The organism is Aeromonas cavernicola (assembly GCF_002795305.1).
In the GTDB taxonomy this organism is placed as follows: domain Bacteria; phylum Pseudomonadota; class Gammaproteobacteria; order Enterobacterales; family Aeromonadaceae; genus Aeromonas; species Aeromonas cavernicola.
Window position 1 is genome coordinate 1 of record NZ_PGGC01000175.1, and the last position, 18975, is coordinate 18975.

The window sequence follows — 18975 nt, forward strand, 5'->3', positions numbered from 1 at the left end:
GTTAACCTTGGTTGAGGGGGCGGGGGGATGGTGTCTCCCTCTCGATCGCAAATACCTGTTCTCTGAGTGGGTCAAGCAGGAGAATTTGCCCGTTATTCTGGTGGTGGGGGCCAAGCTAGGTTGCCTGAATCATGCCTTGTTGACGTTTGCGGCGATTCGTCATGATCAACTTCCGGTAGCAGGCTGGGTGATGAATCGTTTGTATTCATCCATGAGCCATTATCAGGAGAATTTGGATACCCTAAGAGGCTTACTGCCTGCCCCATTTTTGGGAGAAATTCCGTTTGTAAAAAATCCATTTGAAGCAGATTTGTGCGGGCATCTTGATATTTCGCCACTGCTGTGAGCGTGACATTCAGCACACATTCATCGACGCTATTTAGTATGTGATGAAACATGGCCCACCTGAGTTACACGGTGGGCCATGAGCCTTTGTTTAATAAGGAGTTAATATGAAGCGAATAATGCTATTCCTAGTGACCAACCTAGCCGTCATGCTGGTGCTGGGGGTGGTACTCAATATCCTGTTCTCGGTGCTTGGGATCAACAAATCCAGTATTGCCGGAATGTTGGTGTTTTGTGCGGTGTTCGGGTTTGGGGGTTCCTTTATCTCCTTGCTGATGTCCAAGTGGATGGCCAAGCGTAGCTATGGGGTTCAGGTCATCGAGCAGCCCCGTAACGAGACTGAGCATTGGCTGGTGAGCACGGTGGCTCGTCAGGCTCGGGAAGCGGGGATCAAGATGCCGGAAGTGGGGATCTACGATTCCCCCGAGATGAACGCGTTTGCCACGGGGGCTCGCCGTGATGATTCGCTGGTGGCGGTCTCCTCTGGCCTGCTCTATAGCATGAGCCGTGACGAGGCCGAAGCGGTGCTGGCCCATGAAGTGAGCCACGTGGCGAACGGTGACATGGTGACCCTGACCTTGATCCAAGGGGTAGTGAACACCTTCGTGATGTTCTTCGCTCGGATCGTGGCAGGCATTATCAGCAACTTCTTTAGTTCTAACAACGAAGAAGAGGGCAGCAGCAACGGTGGTTTTGCCTACATGATCACGGTGTTTGTGCTGGAGATGGCATTTGGGGTGCTTGCCTCCATCATCGTCATGTGGTTCAGCCGTCAGCGCGAGTTCCGTGCTGATGCCGGTGCTGCCAAGTTGGCGGGTCGTGACAAGATGATCGCCGCCCTTGAGCGTCTTTCTCGCGGCGCCGAGCCACAGATGGAAGGCACCATGATGGCGTTTGGTATCAACGGCAAGCGCTCCATGAGCGAGCTGTTTATGAGCCATCCGCCCATTGAGCAACGCATTGCTGCTTTGCGCAGCTAACGACGACCATGATGAAAAACGGCTGCCTTGGCAGCCGTTTTGTTTTCCGCGATTGCCTTTTTTTGCTAAGCACCACATCTCTCTGTGTTCGGTGTGTTAGCCGATCACGATGTCGGTCAGGGGCACCGCGCAGCAGGTGAGGATCTGGCCTTGGGCTCGCTCGGCTGGGCTAATGGCGGGCGCTTGGGGGTGATCGACCTCTCCTGAGACCAAGTGTTGTTTGCAACGCCCGCAGATCCCAGCCCGACAGCTCCACGGTAACTCAACCCCATGCTGGTGTGCCTGATCGAGAACCGTGTGCTGGTTATCGCCGGTCAGGCTGTGGTCACCTATTTGTATCTGGACTGCACGCGGTGGGCGGGCCTGTGTCGGGGCGGTACCACCAAAGCTCTCTTGCTGAATCCGTTCGGGGGCCACCCCCAAGGCGAGCAGGCGGGCCTGGGCATCAGCCATAAACCCGTGAGGGCCACAGATAAACACATCCCGCTCGGTGAGTCGGTTAATGTGGGTGAGATGGTCATCGCTCAGTCGTCCCGATAGCCCCTGCCAGTGGCTATCGGGTTGACTTAACATCACCGTCAGGGTCATCCCCTGCAAGCTCATGGCGTGCAATTGAGCGGCGGCGGGAATATCGGCCTCGCTACGGCACAGGTGCATGAAGTGGACATGGTGCAGTTCACCGCGCAGGGCAAGTGTGCGCGCGATGGCAAGCATGGGCGTCACACCCGAACCGGCAGAGAGCAACAGCAAGCTGCGGGCGTGGCCGAGGTGGAATGTCCCCGCCGGGGCCGCCGCCAGCACTGTCGTACCGACCTGCATCTGTTGGTGTAACCAATGGGAGATGCGCCCATTAGGGATCTTCTTAACGCTGATGCCATAGCGTTCGGGTTGATCGGGGCTGCTGCTGAGGGTGTAGTGCCGTTGCACTCGCTCGTGGGTTTGTCCCGTACTGAGGTCGATGCTGATGGGCAAGTGCTGACCGGGCAGGTAGTCCGGCAGCGGTTCACCGTCGGCGGCAGTAAACCAAAAGGTCTCCATATCCCGGGCGAGGGGTTCTCGGGCCACGCAGACCAGATCGCGCTTTTTCGGCGCCGCATTGGGATAGACCGGGGGCCGCACCGTGTCGAGCACCTCGATCTCACTGCCCGCCTCAATCCAGCCCTCATTTTGCGGGATCAGGTTCTGGCCAAAATAGACCTCTCCATCTTCACCACGGCGATAGCGGGTCAGGGTGGCGAGGGGTTCTTTGCGCTCATTGAAGCGATGGGTACTGGGCTCGACCGTGGTCATGATGCAGCGACTGCACGGCTTGGCGACCACAAATTCCACCTCGCCGATGCGAATACGTCGCCAGCTATCTTCGGCAAAGGGGTGGGTGCCGCTGGCCACCAAATTGGTACGAAATTGGCTCATCTGGTGCAGTGCATCGGATCGCAAGTTGAGATCGTCAAGGGACGCTTGGCTGATCAGCAGCAGCGGGTAGCCGTCGGCAAAGCTCACCCTAGTGCCGGTTTTTTCACGAAAACGGTCGGACTGCTCCCCTAACCAGAGGAGGTGAGCGGGCTCTGCGACCACCTGACTTAACCAGCGATCGGCGCTGGCATGGGTGCGCAGGGCATCAAAGTGATCCTGCCACACGCTGGTGGTCTGGGGTGTCAGGGTAAAGTCGGCTTGCAGCAGGGTCAGGGGCGGCAGCCCTGGGTAGCGCAACTGCAGGCCGCCGGTGATTGGCGTGGCCACGACCTGCTGCAATTGCGGGTGGGTGCGGGCGGTGATAAAGGTGCCATCTGGCTTGATCACCATGTAGCGGCGATCCCCTTGTAAGCCCTCTTCGCTGACAAATGCGCGCGGTAGCGCCATCCCTGCGGTCGATTTAATGGGATAGAGATGAATACTGGCGAGAGTGGGCATGGCATCTTCCTGTGTGGTGGCTGAGGCAAGGTCATCGGCAAGATAACGGTTCATGCAGGGGGCGGCAATGGTGTGTGTCGCGCAATAAGTTAGCTTTTTTTGCGTTATTTCATGGTTAAGGGTCGAGTCGCTGCCGCTTTCCCGTTAAAATTCCGCTTTTGCACTTGCCCGTGAGTCTTGATGTCTGCATCTCCTCTTTGTTCAGATAGTTATGCGTTACTCAGTGCGCTGCAATTGCAACGTGTTGCCACTACTCGTCTGTTACAAGCCCAGTTCGCTGCGGGCCATTTTCCACTCGATGTGTTGCACCAGTTACATGATACGGGGCTGATCCGCCTACGGGGCGAGCAGCAATGGAGCTTGACGGCCGAGGGGACGTTAGCCCTGATCTTGGGGGTGCGCGCTGGCGATTGCCCCGCACCGGCTTGGCACCAGCTTCCTTCGGTGACCGGGCAGGATCTGGCCTACGGCATCGTGCGTGAGCTCTGTCGTGGCCAGCAGGGTGAGATCCCCGCTTATTTCTCGCCAAGTGATCTGCTGACGCTGCTCGATACCTCTGATGCGCCTTTGCTGCTGGTTGACTCCAGCCCCGCTTGGCAGCAGTTGCTACTGACCCACTTTGCCTTGCAACAGCTGCTGGAGGGCCCCTATGACAGCGGCTGGCCGTTGGCAACTTATGTGCAGCAGTGTGCCCCCGATGTGCAGACCTGGGCTAAGCCACTTGAGGCAGAGTGGCTGTGGCTCTGTGGCGATCACGGCAACGGCCAGCAAGCCATGGGATGGCCCGCCTTGCAGGCGCTGGCATCACAATCTCAGCCAGGCCCCCTTGGTGAGCGGCTGTGCGCGGCGCTCGGTCAGTGGCAGGCCGAGCAGATCTCAGGTGCATGGCCTCGTTCGTTCAGTGGTTTGCTGTGGCTTGGTTGGTTGCAACAGGCCGATCCGGTGCTGGCCAGTGAACGGCGCAAAAAGTGGCAACGTAGCGTCGGTGGCCAGTGTCCATTGCTGGCAGACCTGCTCGCCCAATGGGCGGGCGATCGTCATGGCCAAGCCGTGGGATTGTTCGATACCTTGCAGCTGCCAGTGGATGAGCTGCACTGGGGCTATCTGTGGCTCGATCTCTGTGCGTTATCCCGCCATGGCGCCAGCAGTGCGCAGGTGATGATGCTGAATAAGTGGGATCTCTCCCATCTGTTGGAGGCCGCTCCCTATCATCGTTTGATGGGATTTTGTCAGGATCTGTTGCGGCTGCTATTGGGTGTGGCGCCACTGCTGCCGCCGTTGGACGGGCTCCATCTTGGCGAGCCTGTCGCTGAGCAACCTCCGCAAACGCCAACCAATACGGAGCAAGATAACAGTGCGGCCTCTGCTAACTGGCTTAACTGGCTGCAAGGGCTGGGGCGGGCCAGTGGGGTGAGTAAGCCCCGCGAGCGGCTGGTGTGGTTACTCCATGCCGAGGGGCCTGAGCTGGAGTGTAAGATCCAAAAACAGAGCACGACGAATGGGGAATGGACCGCTGGGCGGCGAGTCGATCCCGCCCTGCTATCGACCCAATATGCGGCCTTACTTGATGAAGAAGATTGGGCATTGGTGCGCACCTTACCGCGTACGATGGGGCGACTACCACGAGAAGCGTGGGCCCCTCTGGCCAACCATTCGCGCTTATTGAATGCCAAAGGGCAGAAGTTACAGCTGGCCATCGCTGCTCCCCTGCTGCAGATAGTGGCCACAGGCCAGGGGATGAGCGCTCGCTTGAGCCCTTTTGCTGCGACGATGGGGGTGCATGTCTCGCTCCTTGCCCAAGATTTATGGCAGGTGATCCTAACCCCGCCCGCCTTACTAGACCGGCTACCGGCACTTGAATCGATCCCTTTGTTATCTGATCCCGAGCTGCAGACCCTGCAAAGCACGCTCGATGCCATCCCCGATTTGCCTTGGTTCAGTCAAGTGCCAGGGTTGGCGGGGAACGCGCAGTTGGCGCCTTGGCCGGGTATGCCCTCAGTTCAGCTGGATTGGCAGGACAGTCAACTGTCGGTCAAGTTAGTGACCCGTTTTGAGCTATTACCTCCATTGCCACTGGGGAGCGGAGAGGCCATTGTCCGGCAGGGAAACCGGGCTTATCACTATTGGCAGCGAGATCTCGAGAGCGAGAAAAAAGAGGCGCAGCGGCTACGTGAGGTCTTGCCAATAGGCTTGCCCGGTTATGAATGGCTGCTACAAGGGGAGCCTGCGCTAGCCTTGGTCAACGCGCTACCAAACTTGGTCGAAGCTGGCGTAGTGATCCATTGGCATCAAGACAGTGCGCGGCTTAAAAGCTTGGATGACGCGGCGCTGAGCCTGCGGATTGAGCGGCGACAGGATTGGTTCCAGGTCGAAGGTGTGTTGGCGCTTGATGAGCACCAAGTCCTCGATCTGCGCTTGATTTTACGGCAGATGACCCCCGGCCAGCGCACGGTCCAGCTTGATGAAAAGACCAGCTTGATGCTCAGTGACAAGCTGATGGAGCGGCTGACGATGCTGGGGGCCATGCTCGATGAGGAGCAGCGGGTCAACAATAAGCTGGCCTATCCACTGACCCGCCTGCTATCGGCCATTACCACTGAAGGAGATGCGGCCTGGCAAACGTTGCAGCAGGAGTGGCAGCAAGCGGTAACCTGCCCCTCAGAACTACTGGCGCCCCTGCGAGATTATCAAAAAGAGGGGGTTCGCTGGTTGGCTACCCTTGCCCATCACGGTTTTGGCGCCTGCCTTGCCGATGATATGGGGCTGGGTAAGACCTTGCAGGCGCTGATGGTGCTGCGGATGCGCCAGCAGCTGGGGCCGGCGCTGGTGGTGGTGCCAAAATCGGTAGTCACCAACTGGCAGGAAGAGGTTGCGCGTTTTGCCCCTGAGCTGGAGGTGGTGACCATTGATCATCCTGCCCAGCGAGCTGGAGTGATAAAAGCGGCCAAGGCTGGTCAGCTGATCCTGATCAACTACGGTATGCTCGGTAGCTTATCAGCAGTACTCAAATCCCGTTGTTGGCCCTCGATCGTGCTGGATGAAGCCCAGCAGATCAAAAATGCCGGCACCCAGCGCGCCAAGTTGCTGTTTCAGCTTGATGGGGAGTTTCGTCTTGCGCTCTCTGGCACCCCCATCGAAAACCATTTGGGGGAGCTGTGGAGTCTGTTCACCTTTATCAATCCAGGGCTACTGGGCAGCCTAGGGGAGTTCAAGCGCCGTTTTGGCCGAGCAGTGAAAGACCCGCAACACATGGCCCTATTACGGTCAGTGATCAGTCCCTTTATCTTGCGCCGCCTTAAGCAGCAAGTGCTGACCGAGTTGCCCGATAAAACCGATATTGTCCATCACATCAGCCTCTCCCCCGAGGAGCGCCAGCTCTATGAAGCGACGCGGCGCGAGGTGGTGCAGCAGGTACAAAGCAGTGACGGCCGCGCCCTGATGCATGTGTTAAGCGGGTTGACCCGGCTGCGGCGGCTCTGTTGCTCTCCTGCACTGGTGATGCCTGATTGGGCGCATGCTAGCAGTAAGCTCGACGAGGCGATGGTGCTGTTAAAAGAGGCCATTGAGGGGGGGCACCGGGTGCTGGTCTTTAGCCAGTTTGTGGACTTGCTCAGTTTGCTGCGGGTGCGGATCGAGCAACAAGCGTGGGATTACTGTTATCTCGATGGCGGCTGTTCGACCAAGGCTCGCCAGGAGTCGATTTTGCGTTTTCGCCATGAGGACGTGCCGCTGTTTCTGATCAGCCTCAAAGCGGGGGGCACTGGGCTGAACTTGACTCAAGCAGACACGGTGTTGCACCTCGATCCTTGGTGGAACCCAGCGGTCGAAGATCAGGCAAGCGATCGTGCCCACCGGATGGGGCAGACCAATCCGGTGACCGTCTATCGGCTGGTGTGCGAACAGACGGTGGAGGAGAAAATCGTGGCGCTGCATGACGAGAAACGGGCGCTGGCCGATGGCCTGCTCAGTGGCCAGTCGGACGTGCGAGGATTGGACATGGAGAGCCTACGCGCCTTACTGCTTGGCTAACGGGTTGTGCTGCCTTTGGTTAATCGGTTAATAGCACTACTCGGGGTGATAGAGGTAGAGGTGTAGCCGCTCGATGATCGGATCGCCGCCAATTTTACGGTCACTACGGGCTTGGCGGCTTTTCGGTGGATAGTGGCCAAGGTGGGTCACCACCGGTGGCGTATCTGAGCAGAGCAGCAGGGGTAAGCTCGCTTTCAACTGCTGTTTGCGCGGCGAGCGGTCCTGCCAAAGCAGATTGATCATCGGGTGGGTTTTGACCGGACGTCGGATCCGCAACTGGGCATCAGCAGGCAGGCGACGAATATCGTACACCTCTTGATCGACCATCTTGCTCCACTGCGCGTTGTCGCACAGTGGGGGAATATAACGGCGGCTGCGTTCGAGCATCTCCAGTACCTGTTCGCGGCTGAGGCGGTTGATGCTCTGTTTATCTGCCCAGGTAAACCCCAACGAGTAGAGCGCTCCACTTAGCAAGGTTAACTTGCGATAGACCTGCAGGGTGATGACACCCGGCAGCGCCGTGTGCACCAGCTCGAATTTTTCATCTCGCCCACCCGCCTGCTGTACTTGCGCCTTAAAATCTTGCTTCAGTTGGTTTATCTCGGTCACCAGAGGGGTGAGCCGCGAAGCTGCCTCGGTGGGAAAACGCAGCCAACCAGGGAGGCGATGGGTTGCCTTGGTGGAGCAGCCCGCTCGGGCGCTGTGGTCGCGATAGGCCGCTAAGGTGGTGGTGAATGCGGCATCCCCACTCAGGTAGCCGACCTCAATCTGCTCAATCGGGTCATGTTCTGTCCCTTGTGCCACCGGGGGCAGCGGATAGACATGCGCCTCGAGTAACGGCAGCTGTGCCAGCTCGCTAGCCAGTGCCATCAAGGCCTCGTCGATCGTGACCATCTGCTGGCGCAGTGCGGCGGTAGGGGTGAATGTCTCCATTAGGGTATCCTGCGGTCACTCCCCGTATTGGTTGAATACACTGCGGCAAAGAGAGCCAGAGGGCGGGGAGAAAAGTGAACTACTGTATAAATAACCATACCAGCATCCCTGTGTTAGGCCAAGTTTCTACTATCCCGTGTACATGCCCCCATCTATCGGCTCCTTCCGAAAGTGGTTGAACATATCTAATTCATACGAATCCCATTGGGTGCGCTTTCACGCTAATCAGTCAGCCTCCTTAAATCAACAGACTTGTCCTCGCTGTATTGCACCACTTCACCTGTACTTCACCGATGTGGGGTAGGGTGCGGTTTTATTTTTTAGGACGTAGCCAGATGCCAACGATGATCACTCATAGCGCCGTGCCCCTCTGCCTTGGGCTGGGTCTTGGCAGCCGAATTATCCCGCTGCGCCTGCTGATGGCAGGCATGACCCTCGCCATGTTGCCCGATATTGATGTGATTGCCTTTAAATTGGGGGTCGCCTATGACCATGTCTTTGGTCACCGTGGCGTTACCCACTCCCTGTTGTTTGCTGCTGTTCTGCCAACCTTGGCCACGGTGTTTCACCGTCAGCTCAAAGCTTACGCAGTCACGGTATGGTTGTTTCTGCTGGTTTCGTTACTTTCCCATAGCCTGCTTGATTCGCTGACTACCGGCGGCAAGGGGGTGGGCTGGCTCTGGCCATGGCGTGATGAACGCTTCTTTGCCCCGTGGCAGGTTATCCGCGTCGCTCCCTTCAAATTAGAGGCTTACCTCACCGCCCGTGGTGAGTCCGTCATCCTTTCGGAGCTTTACTGGGTTTGGTTACCGGGGGGAGTGCTAATGCTGGCATTGATGGGGTGGCGCAGTGGATGGCTGGCAGAAAAAAGGTAGGGCATCTCGCTTGCACCAACAGAAGCCCCAGCTTTTTCTCATTCTCTTGGTCAGTGATGGCGATGCTGCCGCTGGCGTACTAGCGGTGAATGACCTCATCGGGAAGGGAGGTTAATAAAGGAGGGAGGTTAGCCGCCCTGCTTAATGATATGAGTAGGGATGCCATCAATACTGAACTGGTTTTTCTCAGCCCAGTAGGCTTTGATCCCCTCGTCCCTTTTCTGGGTGGCCCAGTTACTTAATAAATCTCGATCTCCTTGATAGCTGAAATAGGGGACGGCCATGCCGCAGGAGGACTGCACCAACTCGACCTCCAGATCGAAGATTTGGCGCGCACCGGGCAGTGGGGGGAAGCGTGCTTGCAAAGTTTGCCACTCAGGATCGGCCGGATGAATGACAGTTGCCCTGCCATAGAGCCGAAGAATTAGCGGGGCGCCTTCCAATGCAAAAAACATGATGGTCATCCGGGGGGTGGACTGAATATGGGCCGCAGTTTCATTGCCACTGCCCGTGACGTTCAGCCACACGACCCGTTTACTATTGATGATACGGAAAGAGTCCATACCTTTTGGAGAGATATTGACTCGGCTATCTCCAGTGGCTGTGCCGACGAAAAACAGTTTTTGTTGTGAGATAAACTCAATGTGTTTTTCTGATAATTCAGGATATTTCTGGCCCATATCATTGCTCCTGTGGAATAGGGACTAACGTTTGAACTGGTCAACAATTATGACAGAGGAAACCGAGCGCCCACTTTCTTAAGGACTGTGAGAGCAAGGTGGCGCGCTATGCTCGAAGCACTACTTATGGCGAGGAAAATCAGCCTGTGGACATATAATAGTCAGGAGGGAGAGGTGACAGCGTATGTGAGCGCGACAAAGAAACTGAACAGTTTTGGTCTGTTTATCAGAAAAGCGGTCACTTAAAGCTGGATAATTGATTTGGGAAACAATTTGGCGTAACCGCACCAGCACCACTACGAGTCTATAACAACCATTTTTGCAACACCTTGTCGTGCATCGATATCAGCCGATAGCAACACGTCATACATTATGTTGAAAAATACCAAGTAAAATTTAAAAAAAATGTCATCGTGCTTTGTAAGAATAATCTCATTTTTACAAATGAGTTATTTGTCATAAAAAACGGATCAAGATTAATGTATTGATTTATATGGCTTAAATATTAATTTAAAGAATTTTCTTCATTTATCATTGGCTGTTTTTGCTGTTGACGTATTTTTTTTCAAAATATATGCTGCGGCGCAAATGACTCTTTCGCTAATATGACCTCTGACCAGGTGTAATTAAGCGATTAAAGAGTGAGGGATAACAATAAAATATTGTGTTTTTGGTTATTTAGGGTATTTACTTTATTGATATCAAAATCACATCGTCAGCACTTTCAATTAATACAACTGTCATTTATTTCAGTTGTTGAGGTTGACAAGGGCTATAAGCTATCGGGTCATTGTCGATCCATAACTTGGTATTTAGAGCATGGGAAAAGGTATTGACGGCGCTACTGTTGCGCCTAAAGAACGCATTAATATTAAATATGTTCCGGCAACGGGTGGTCAGCAGGCGGAAATTGAGCTGCCGTTGACCATGATGGTTGTTGGTAATATGAAAGGACGTACTGAAGAGACTCCTATTGAGGATCGTCAGACTGTCTCTATCGACAAAAACAACTTCTCTTCGGTGATGAAAGAGTCGGCACTGGAATTAAATTTTGCAGTGCCAAATTGCCTAGAAGAGAACAGCCAAGATGATTTGCCTGTCTCAATTAAGATCGATTCACTGGCCGACTTCACCCCTGACAATGTAGCCCAGAAAGTGCCTGAGCTGCGTAAGTTGTTGGAACTGCGCGAAGCGTTAGTTGCGCTGAAAGGGCCACTTGGGAATATCCCATCCTTCCGCAATCGTTTGCAGGACCTGTTGGCTAGTGATGAAGCTCGTGAGCAGTTACTCAAAGAGCTGGATTTAATTAAACCTGCTGAGTAATCAGCAGGTTGTGTAGATTGACGAGAAAGGAATAATCATGGCTTTGGTCGAAGAACAGGTTCAAACAGGGGCAAGCGTTGCCTCCTCGTCCTCTTTGCTGGACGAAATCATGGCGCAGGCCCGCATCACGCCAGTTGATGAGGGGTATGGGATTGCGAAGCAGGGCGTTGCAGCCTTGATCGCCAATATTCTAGATAGCGGTACTACCGCCGAGCCTGTTAATAAGGCATTGGTTGACAGCATGATTGTCGAACTTGACAAGAAGCTGAGCAAGCAAATGGACGTTATCCTGCACGCTAAGCCGCTGCAGGAGCTGGAGTCCTCTTGGCGTTCACTGAAATTGTTGGTGGATCGCACCGATTTTCGTGAAAACATCAAAATTCAGGTCCTTCATGCGACCAAAGAAGAGTTGCTGGAAGATTTCGAGTTTTCGCCCGAGATTACCCAATCAGGCTTTTACAAGCATGTTTATTCCAGTGGTTATGGCCAGTTTGGTGGTCAACCAGTAGGTGCCGTGATCGGTGATTATGCGTTCACCCACAGCTCACCTGATATCAAGCTGATGCAGTATGTGAGTGCGGTCGGCGCCATGGCTCATGCTCCTTTCATCTCCTCTGTCGCACCCAACTTCTTTGGGGTTGATAGCTTTACTGATTTGCCTTCAATCAAGGATCTTAAATCAGTATTTGAAGGGCCCTCCTATACCAAGTGGCGTTCACTGCGCGAATCTGAAGATGCCCGTTATCTCGGTCTGACCGCTCCGCGTTTCTTGGCACGTTTGCCCTATGATCCGACAGAAAACCCGATCAAAGGTTTTAACTATCAAGAAGATATCAGCTCGGATCACGATCACTATCTGTGGGGTAATACCGCTTATTTGATGGGGTCTTCCCTGACCGATAGCTTTGCTAAGTACCGCTGGTGCCCGAACATCATTGGCCCGCAGAGCGGTGGTGCCATTCAGGATCTGCCAGTCCATGTCTATGAAGCCATGGGCCAGCTGCAAGCCAAGATCCCGACCGAGGTACTGATCACTGATCGTCGTGAGTATGAGTTGTCAGAAGAGGGTTTCATTACCCTGACCATGCGTAAAGACAGCGATAACGCCGCTTTCTTCTCTGCCAACTCCGTGCAAAAGCCGAAAGTGTTCCCCAACACCAAGGAAGGCAAAGAAGCGGAAACCAACTACAAGTTGGGTACTCAGCTGCCTTATATGTTCATCATCAACCGCTTGGCGCACTACATCAAAGTGCTGCAACGTGAGCAGATCGGTTCTTGGAAAGAGCGTCAGGATCTTGAGCGTGAACTGAACGGTTGGATCAAGCAGTACGTTGCGGATCAAGAGAACCCGCCCGCAGATGTTCGCAGCCGTCGTCCACTGCGTGCCGCCCAGATCAAAGTACTGGATGTCGCGGGTGAGCCGGGCTGGTATCAGGTTGCCATGTCAGTGCGTCCGCACTTTAAGTACATGGGCGCCAGTTTTGAGCTCTCCTTGGTAGGCCGTTTGGACAAGGAATAAAGCCTGATGCCGTATCTCTCTGCCTGGGATAGAGGAAATGCGGCCAGTCTGTTTGATCGTATTAGGGGAGAAGGGGTAACCCGCTCCCCTCAAACGGAGGTTGAGGATCTGATCGATTCTGTCAAACGGCAGTTAGAACAGATCCTCAACACCCGTCCAGGTAACTGCCGCAGTGCACCAGATCTGGGTGTCGTTGATCTTAACGATGCTAATCAGGGCAGCGCAGATATCAAAGGGCGGATCCGTGAGGCGATCAGGCAATGTATCCGTCGTTATGAACCACGGATCATTCATGTGGAGGTGACTTCCGCTGATTATCAGACAAGTCCACTTGAAATGTCGTTTCAAGTGAAAGCCCACGTGAGACTTGACCATATCGAGCAAGTTACCTCGTTCAATGTCCATATGGACAGCCACCGCCACTACCGCATGGTTTGATCAATGTCGCTGGAACATTATTTCAGGGATGAGCTCGCCTTTTTACGTCTTCAAGGACGTGAATTTGCTGATGCCTATCCCGAACTCACCCGCTTCCTATCCGAGCAGAGTACTGACCCGGATGTAGAACGCTTGCTGGAAGGTTTTGCGTTCCTCACCGGTAACTTACGGGCCAAGATTGAGGATGAGTTTCCTGAGCTGACCCATGGCCTGCTCAATATGCTCTGGCCTAACTATCTGCGGCCCGTGCCAAGCATGACCATTATGCAGTTTACGGCGATGCCGGGGGCGATCGCGCAGCCTGCATTTATCAAACAAGGCTGTGAGCTAGACAGCTTGCCTCTTGATGACGTGACCTGCCATTTTCAAACGTGTCACGATACCTGGGTCTATCCAGCCGATATTCGTGATATATCAGCCCAAAGCGGCAATGACTTGTCCACGATCTCCTTAGATATTGGCCTGCATGCCCCCTTGCCATTGAGTGAACTCCAGCTAGATAAACTGCGCTTTTTCCTCGGTGGCGACAGCTATACCGCTTACGAGCTCTATTTTTGGCTATCCAACCAGCTCGATTATATTGAGATAGAAATCAATGGGGTGCGGTTTCGCCAAGAGCCCAAATCGCTCAAACCCATTGGTTTTGAGCGTGGTGATGCCCTCCTGCCGTACCCGAGCAACGTCTATTCCGGCTATCGAATTTTGCAAGAGTACTTCTGCTTCCCTGAAAGCTTTCTCTTTTTCGAGTTCTCCGGCGCCGTGTGGCCCAAGCAGCCGCAATCCATAGACAGCTTTAAACTCCATTTCTGCTTTGATCGGCCCTTGCCTGCTGATCTGAAAATTCGCCCTGACTCTTTCTTATTGAACTGCGTACCGGCGATCAACTTGTTCCACCATGACAGCGAGCCGATTAACCTCAACGGACGTCAGGCGGAATATCCGCTCAAAGCAAGCTATCGCAATGCAGAGGGTTTTGAGATCTTCTCCATCGATCAAGTGGAAGGATGGGTTGAAGGCAATCAGGGGCGAGCCCGTGGCATACCGCGTATTTACCATCCATTTGAAAGCTTTCAACATCAAATTGAACGGGCGAAGCAGCGTTTAGCGCTCTATTACCGGATCAGGGTAAAAGAGTCCGTCCGTGGCCATGGTTTTGAACATTACTTGTCGTTTGTGCGTGGTGATGAAACCAGCACGGTTGATTTGGATGAATCCATCTCTGTCTCGCTGACCTGCACCAATCGTTCACTCGCGGCGCGTCTAAAAGTGGGCCATATCTGCATTCCAACAGGTAATTCCCCCTCGTTTGCGACCTTTCGTAACTTGATTAAGCCAACCCAGCCGCTGCGCCCAGTGTTAGATGGCAGTTTGCACTGGACGCTGATCTCTAACTTGTCGCTTAACTATGTCACCTTGCTTAGCCGAGATGCGCTGGTGCAAGTGCTGCGCACCTACGACTTCCCTGCGCTCCACGATAAGCAAGCTGAGCAAGCGTCACGTAAACGGTTAGCGGGCATTGAATCGATTGAGACTGCACCGGTTGATCGGCTGGTACGGGGAATGCCGGTTCGTGGGCTGAAATCGATCCTCTCGATTCGGCAAAGTGCCTTTGGCAGCGAAGGTGAGCTCTATCTCTTTAGCACGGTGTTGGCCCATTTTTTCTCTCTGTATGCCAGCGTCAACGCCTTTCACCTACTCGAGGTGGTGAACCTCGATAACCAGGAGCGCTATCAGTGGCCAGCACAGATCGGTCAGCACTCCCTGATGTAACCTCCACTAAGGAGGCGCCTCGCTTTAATTTTTTCCAGCTGGTGGAGTTACTCCATCGGCTCGATGGCGCCGATCAAGAGCGTGGGCTCGACCATCTGCCCAGCGATGAAAACATCCGCTTCAAGGCCACCGCCTCGTTGGGGTTTCCAACCTGCGATGTGCTGCAAATAGGTCGTGATAAAAATGGTCGGCATGAACTGGAAGTGGCCTTTCTTGGCCTGCATGGTAGCCAGTCCCCCCTGCCGGGCTACTACCTTGACTCACTTGCTTGGGAATATGCCCAAGGTGAGCCCAAGCTCGGGCTGTTTCTGGACTTTTTCCATCACCGCTTACTGAGCTTGTTGCACCGTATCTGGCGTAAATACCGCTATCACGTGCGTTTTCAAGACAATGGTGAGGATGGTTTTTCCCGCTTAATGTTCGCCCTGTTGGGCTTGGGGGATGAAACTGTCTATCGCAGTTTACCGGTCAACCGTGCCAAGATGCTCTCGTATGCAGGCATGCTGGCCAGCCCCAGCCGCTCTCCCGAAGTGGTGGCGGGTCTGGTTGCCCACTGTTTTGATCTAGCGGATGTTGACGTCGAGGCTTGGCAATGGCGTAAAGTACCGATCCATCAGGATCAGCAAAATCGGTTAGGAAAAGCCTGTGCCACCTTGGGGAGCGATTTTGTTATCGGTGATAAGGTCAATGATTGCGCAGGTAAGTTTGCGCTAAAAATCAATAATTTGGATTTTGATCAATTTCTTGAATTTCTCCCGAACGGGGAACATTTCCAACCATTAGTGACGTTTGTCTCCTTTATCCTGCGGGATCAACTGGCTTGGGATCTGCAACTGGGCTTTGGCTCAGAGCAAGCAAAAGGGCTCAGTTTAGGAGAGGAGCAGAGCGCTCGTTTGGGGTGGAGTACTTTTCTTGGTCAGCCGCCGAGCGAACCGTTCGTGACCATCTGTGTGCAGGAGTGAATGTGGACAAAATAAACCAGCAACTTTCTCTGGTGGTGCTCAACAGCGAGCAGCTTGACGCTGGGCTAAAAGTGCAGTGGAGTTTTGGTGACGCGGGCGGCAGTATCGGCGCTGCTGACACAGACACCTGGCGGCTGCACGATCGGCTGGATGGCGTCGTTGCCAGCCATGCGGTGATCGAGCTGCAACATGGCCGCTTCTGCCTGTGCGATGTGAGCGGGCAAACTTACATTAATGGCGCGACCTCCCCCATCGGGCGGGGCCGTAAAGTCGAGCTCAAGCAGGGTGATGATCTTCAGATAGGGCCTTTTCGCATCAGAGCCTACTTGGGCGAAATCGAGCAAACGCAGAGCCTACATCAGGTGATAGGCCACCACCCAACAGAGCAGTTTGAGGAGTGGTTAACGAGCGATGAGCCCGTCACCGCCCTTGCCGATCCGCAAGTATTGGCTGCCGATCCCTTGCTGGCGTTGCAGCAAGATCGTTCAGAATTGACCCCACTGGTGGCCCCCCTGTTACAGGGGCAGGCATACTCGCCCTTAGATACCCCTCCTTTGGCCCCTTTTTCTGCTACCGAGAGCACTATGAACCAAGAATTTTTGGATATGCCAACCATCGAAAACCACCCCGATTACCTGCCCCAGCAAGGTGAGGTCGATCATGTTGCGCTCACCCCGTTGATGCGCGGTCTGGGGTTGTCACTGCACTTACAAGATACCCAGCAGGCTCACGACATGCTCGAAGAGATGGGTAAAGCGGTGCGCGCCATGGTCGAGGGGCTGCTGCAACTGCAAAACGAACAAGCGGCGCTGGCGGATCGCCATCTGCGTCCTATTGAAGATAACCCGCTGCGGCTGGGCCTTGACTATAACGAGACCCTCTCGGTGCTATTTGCGGAGCAAAAAAGCCCGGTGCATCTGAGTGCACAAGCGGCGGTGGCAGAGAGTCTGCGTAATGTGCGGATCCACCATATCGCTAACCAGCAAGCCATCGGGGTAGCGCTGGACAGCATCTTACAAGCCTTTTCGCCAGAGGCCCTGCTTGGCCGCTTTGAACACTACCGCCGCAGTGCCACGGCCAGCGTGGACGATGCCAGCTGGGCGTGGGATATGTACCAGCACTACTACCGTGAGCTGACCTCGGCGCGCCAACAAGGGTTCGATAAGTTGTTCCATCAGGTGTACGCCCAGGCATATGACCAAGCCGTGCGTAAAGCACAGGGGTTATTGTGATGTTTCGCCTCACCCTGTTGACGTTGGCGCTGCTGCTTGGCGGCTGTGCGTCAGAACCGGAAAGGCCCAAAGATCAACCCAGCATGATCGGTTTTAGTCTCTATGCCGAGGGGGATGTGAACCCTAACGAAAGCAGCTGGCCATCGCCCATTGCGCTGCAATTAGTGGTGATGGCTGAAGATTCGAAACTACTGGCCACCGACTATGACCAAGTGACTGAGGATGTTGAAAAAGCCCTTGGCAAAAACTACCTCGATCATCAGGACTACACCTTGTTACCGGGCCAGTTTAAATACCTGCCACCGGTCAAGGTGAGCGAAGAAGCTCGTTATATCGGGGTGATCGCCCACTATGCCGATCCTGAGAGTGCGCAGTGGCGCAAAGTGATCAAGATCCAAAACAAGGGTCGCGCTTACCAGGTGCTGGTGCGGTTACGCCAAGATGAAGTCGAACTGTTAAAAGAAGAAGAATAATTATGTCGAGTCGAAATCGGGTTATCTGGCGTGAAGGGCTATTCATCAAACCCCAACACTTCCAGCAACAACAAAGATACGCAGATTATGCCTTGCAAGCCAGATTGAGTGCGCTGAGCGATTACTTTTATGGTCTGCAATCCATTGTTATTAATGAAGATTACTTAAGCTTTGGCCGGATCTCCTTAGTTGGGGCGACCGGCATCTTACCTGATGGCACCGTCTTTAATATCCCTAACGATGATGTGTTGCCTGCCCCGCTAGAGATCACCGACGCCTCGGTGGCTAACCAAAAGGTTTATTTGGCGTTGCCACTCTCGGTAGCTGGGGTCAACGAGGTCAGTGAAGGGGGCCACATTGCCACTCGCTTACAGGCTGATCGCCAAGATGTGCGCGACCTGCACAGCGAAGGTGGCGATGTCGCCTCCCTTGAGGTTGGGCGGGTCAGCCTGCGCTTGATGCTTGAGCGCGAAGATCGCAGTGCGTATGCCTCCCTTGCCATCGCCCGCATCCTCGATAAGCGGGCAGAAGGCGGTTTGGTGATGGACCCGAACTTTATGCCTTGCAGCATCAGCGTCTCCGCCATCCCGACTCTTAAGCGCTTTTTGGGCGAATCGGCGGGGCTGGTGGCAGAGCGGGCCCGTAGCCTATCCCAGCGCATTGCGGCCCCCGGCCAGCAAGGGGTTGCCGATGTGGCGGAGTTTATGATGCTGCAACTGCTTAACCGCGCTCAACCTCAGCTAGCCCATCTCTCTCGTCTGGGCACATTGCACCCTGAGCGATTGCACGAAGCCTTAGTGCAACTGTGTGGGGAGCTGATGACCTTTACCGATGAGTCACGCTTGCCGCCAGAGTTCCCCGCCTATCGGCATGAGGATCAGCAGGTGAGCTTCGAGCCGGTCATGCTGGCGCTGCGCCAAGCGCTCAGTACCGTGCTGTCGCCACGGGCGGTCTCGATCCAGCTGCGTAAGCATCAATATGGGGTCATGGTCGCGGTGGTAAACGAAAGCGAACTGATGACCAGCGCCGAATTTGTGTTGGCCGTGCGGGCCCGGATGCCGCAGGAGCAGCTGCGCAAGCAGTTACTGCAACAGACCAAGGTGGCCTCCAGCGACAAGATCCGCGAGCTGATCAGTTTGCAACTGCCCGGTATTCCTCTGCTGCCGCTGCCCGTTGCCCCCCGGCAACTGCCCTATCACGCCGGCTATAGCTACTTCCAGCTGGATCGGCAAAGTCCGGCGTGGAAGATGCTGGCCATCAGCAACACCCTCGCGTTCCATATTGCGGGTGACTTCCCCGAGTTAGATATGCAGCTTTGGGCTATTCGCAGCCAGTAATTGGCTGCGCTATTCACCATTCGGTCCGTTATTCACGATTAAGGAGAGAGGTCTATGGCGAACCAGACCGGCTTGCAGTTTACCGTCAAGGTCGGGGCGCTGCCTGACAGCACCTTTGTGGTGGCCAGTTTTAAGCTCGATGAGGCGCTAAACAGCCCGTTTAATCTG

Annotated in this window: 15 protein-coding genes; 12 read left to right on the plus strand and 3 right to left on the minus strand. The window is 54.6% G+C overall.

The window, feature by feature from the left end; translation table 11 throughout:
• Together bioD and htpX are read left to right on the plus strand one after the other, a co-directional pair.
• On the plus strand, window positions 1–346 hold a 346-nt coding region (gene bioD / locus CUC53_RS16425; RefSeq protein WP_157798309.1), incomplete at its 5' end, for an ATP-dependent dethiobiotin synthetase BioD.
• A gap of 106 nt (window positions 347–452) precedes the next feature.
• Complete coding sequence (gene htpX, locus CUC53_RS16430) at window positions 453–1325, plus strand: protease HtpX (RefSeq protein WP_100295127.1); 873 nt, start codon at window positions 453–455, stop codon at window positions 1323–1325.
• Window positions 1326–1421: 96 nt separating this feature from the next.
• Here htpX and CUC53_RS16435 read toward each other — a convergent pair whose 3' ends face one another.
• Complete coding sequence (locus CUC53_RS16435; protein ID WP_100295140.1) at window positions 1422–3236, minus strand: MOSC N-terminal beta barrel domain-containing protein; 1815 nt, start codon at window positions 3234–3236, stop codon at window positions 1422–1424.
• 180 nt (window positions 3237–3416) lie between these two features.
• Between CUC53_RS16435 and CUC53_RS16440 the strand changes: the two genes are divergently transcribed.
• On the plus strand, window positions 3417–7265 hold the full coding sequence (locus CUC53_RS16440; RefSeq protein WP_100295128.1) for a DEAD/DEAH box helicase: 3849 nt from the start codon (window positions 3417–3419) through the stop codon (window positions 7263–7265).
• 36 nt (window positions 7266–7301) lie between these two features.
• Here the strand turns inward: CUC53_RS16440 and CUC53_RS16445 are convergent, their stop codons facing one another.
• Window positions 7302–8198 carry a DNA replication terminus site-binding protein gene (locus tag CUC53_RS16445; protein WP_100295129.1) on the minus strand — a complete coding sequence of 299 codons (897 nt, stop codon included), beginning with the start codon at window positions 8196–8198 and terminating at the stop codon, window positions 7302–7304.
• A gap of 335 nt (window positions 8199–8533) precedes the next feature.
• Between CUC53_RS16445 and CUC53_RS16450 the strand changes: the two genes are divergently transcribed.
• Complete coding sequence (locus CUC53_RS16450; protein WP_100295130.1) at window positions 8534–9073, plus strand: metal-dependent hydrolase; 540 nt, start codon at window positions 8534–8536, stop codon at window positions 9071–9073.
• A gap of 128 nt (window positions 9074–9201) precedes the next feature.
• Here CUC53_RS16450 and CUC53_RS16455 read toward each other — a convergent pair whose 3' ends face one another.
• Window positions 9202–9753: a pyridoxamine 5'-phosphate oxidase family protein gene (locus CUC53_RS16455; RefSeq protein WP_100295131.1), complete on the minus strand. Its 552-nt coding sequence runs from the start codon at window positions 9751–9753 to the stop codon at window positions 9202–9204.
• An 819-nt stretch (window positions 9754–10572) separates the two neighbouring features.
• On the opposite strand from CUC53_RS16455, the gene tssB reads away from it, so the two are divergent.
• Genes tssB through tssK form a run of 8 tightly spaced genes read left to right on the plus strand, consistent with a single transcriptional unit; the run spans window position 10573 to window position 18807 of the window.
• Window positions 10573–11076 (plus strand): type VI secretion system contractile sheath small subunit, encoded by a 504-nt coding sequence (gene tssB / locus CUC53_RS16460; protein WP_100295132.1) that lies wholly within the window; start codon window positions 10573–10575, stop codon window positions 11074–11076.
• A gap of 37 nt (window positions 11077–11113) precedes the next feature.
• Entirely contained in the window at window positions 11114–12595 is a 1482-nt protein-coding gene (gene tssC, locus CUC53_RS16465) for a type VI secretion system contractile sheath large subunit (protein ID WP_100295133.1), read from the plus strand.
• A gap of 6 nt (window positions 12596–12601) precedes the next feature.
• A complete protein-coding gene (gene tssE, locus CUC53_RS16470; protein ID WP_100295134.1) occupies window positions 12602–13033 on the plus strand; it encodes a type VI secretion system baseplate subunit TssE in 432 nt (143 codons plus the stop codon).
• Window positions 13034–13036: 3 nt separating this feature from the next.
• The gene (tssF, locus tag CUC53_RS16475) at window positions 13037–14803 is read left to right on the plus strand and encodes a type VI secretion system baseplate subunit TssF (RefSeq protein WP_100295135.1); all 1767 of its coding nucleotides are present in this window, start codon (window positions 13037–13039) and stop codon (window positions 14801–14803) included.
• Window positions 14767–15765: a type VI secretion system baseplate subunit TssG gene (gene tssG, locus CUC53_RS16480; RefSeq protein ID WP_100295136.1), complete on the plus strand. Its 999-nt coding sequence runs from the start codon at window positions 14767–14769 to the stop codon at window positions 15763–15765. The genes tssF and tssG overlap by 37 nt, the downstream gene beginning before the upstream one ends.
• 2 nt (window positions 15766–15767) lie before the next feature.
• On the plus strand, window positions 15768–16997 hold the full coding sequence (tagH, locus tag CUC53_RS16485) for a type VI secretion system-associated FHA domain protein TagH (RefSeq protein ID WP_100295137.1): 1230 nt from the start codon (window positions 15768–15770) through the stop codon (window positions 16995–16997).
• Window positions 16997–17470, plus strand: coding sequence for a type VI secretion system lipoprotein TssJ (tssJ, locus tag CUC53_RS16490; RefSeq protein WP_100295138.1), 474 nt, complete (start codon window positions 16997–16999; stop codon window positions 17468–17470). The genes tagH and tssJ overlap by 1 nt, the downstream gene beginning before the upstream one ends.
• 2 nt (window positions 17471–17472) lie before the next feature.
• On the plus strand, window positions 17473–18807 hold the full coding sequence (gene tssK / locus CUC53_RS16495; RefSeq protein WP_100295139.1) for a type VI secretion system baseplate subunit TssK: 1335 nt from the start codon (window positions 17473–17475) through the stop codon (window positions 18805–18807).
• Window positions 18808–18975 lie beyond the last annotated feature (168 nt).